Below are 1,544 nucleotides of genomic sequence, written 5' to 3'. Positions count from 1 at the left end.
TCGCCGGCGCCAAGGCTGGAACCGCTGCGGACTTCGTGGTACTGCGTCACACCGTCACTTGTCAGTACTTCGATCTTCGCGCCAATACCATCGCGGTTACTCGTCACACCCTGGAGATCGATGATCGCCCAGTTGTTGAAGTTCGCGTTGTCATTACGGAAGAGCTGCATCTGACCTTCGTAGTTCACGATGAACATGTCCGGGTCACCGTCTGCATCATAATCTGCAAACGCGCTCGTGCGGGTGCGCTCGTGCGTATCCAGGCCACCACTGCTGGTAGATACATCAGCAAACGTACCGTCACCGTTGTTCTGGTAGAGGTACGAGTTCATCTCCGTCTGCAAGTCCTGCATGCCGCCTGAGGCAACATAGAGGTCAAGCCAGCCGTCGAGGTCGTAGTCAAAGAAGTTCGCACCCCAGGTGATCTGGTCGTTGTCGGTCATCGTTGCGTCGGTGATCTCGGTGTATGTCGTGAGATCATTACGCAGGAAGACGCCACCAGCGCGAACATTCGCTGAGGTTGGGCTCGTGTTGCCGTTGTCAGTGAAGTAAAGGTCTGTATCCTGGTCACGGTCAAAGTCGCCCATTGCAAGGCCCATGCCCTGCTGGCACCAGTCGGCGCCAATTGAGGCACTAACTTCGGTGAACGTCCAGTCCGTTGCGCCGTCGGTTCCGCCGTCGTTACGGAAGAACTCGGTTGGATCGGTGCTTGAGGTTGGGCAATCGTTCACTTTGAACACGTCCAGGTCACCGTCTTTATCGAAGTCGGTGAAACCACCAACAAAGCTGCGGCCTTCGCGGTCAACGCCCATCAACATATCCGATACGTCGGTGAATGTGCCGTCGCCGTTGTTGTGGAAGATGTAGTCCTGGCCGTTGATGCCATCAAATGAAGCACCAGCTACTGCTGTGTGGTTGGCAATGTAGAGGTCTACAAAACCGTCATTGTCAAAGTCACCAAACGAGGCTGAGGAAGCGCGGTGCTCCAGCAACGCGTCGATGCCTGAGCCGGCCGTGATATCGGTGAATGTGCCATCGCCGTTGTTGCGGTAGAGCACGTCTTCGTCGCCGTTGGCAAGGAAGAGGTCTTTGTCGCCATCGTTGTCGATGTCAGCAACTACAACACCACCACCGTCATGCGATGCGTCTTCGACGCCGGCTGCGGCAGCCATGTTGGTGAAGGTCCCGTCACCGTTGTTGCTCCACAGGAAGTTTGCCTGTGTACGCATCGTGGTGTAGAGGTCCATGTCGCCGTCGAGGTCGTAGTCAAACCATGCAGCACCAGTACCTTTGCGCGGGTCCCCAACTACAGGAAACAGATCCCCGTCGTGTGTGGCCGATACGCCGGCTGCTGTTGATACATCTGTAAACAGACCGCCACCCGGAGGTGTTGCGTCTTCAACGATGAGGCTACGCTGGTTGATGCCAATACCTGTTTCGGTCTGCACCGTACCTGATGGCCAGGTTACCGTTACGCTCGTGATTGAGCCGGCTGTGCCGAGGCCAAAGTATCCACCGATGTCGTCGCCGGCGCCAAGGCTGGA

The 1,544-nt window shown here is 56.7% G+C and carries 1 protein-coding gene; it reads right to left on the bottom strand.

Annotation, left to right across the window (positions count from 1 at the left end; genetic code table 11):
- A partial coding sequence (locus ACRBG0_RS28580) for an FG-GAP-like repeat-containing protein (RefSeq protein WP_431490233.1) occupies positions 1 to 1,544 on the bottom strand: 1,544 nt, incomplete at both ends.

Source organism: Lewinella sp., assembly GCF_050633125.1.
In the GTDB taxonomy this organism is placed as follows: Bacteria; Bacteroidota; Bacteroidia; order Chitinophagales; family Saprospiraceae; genus Lewinella.
Note: the sequence above shows the minus strand (reverse complement) of the source record. Positions and strands in the feature narration are given on the sequence as shown.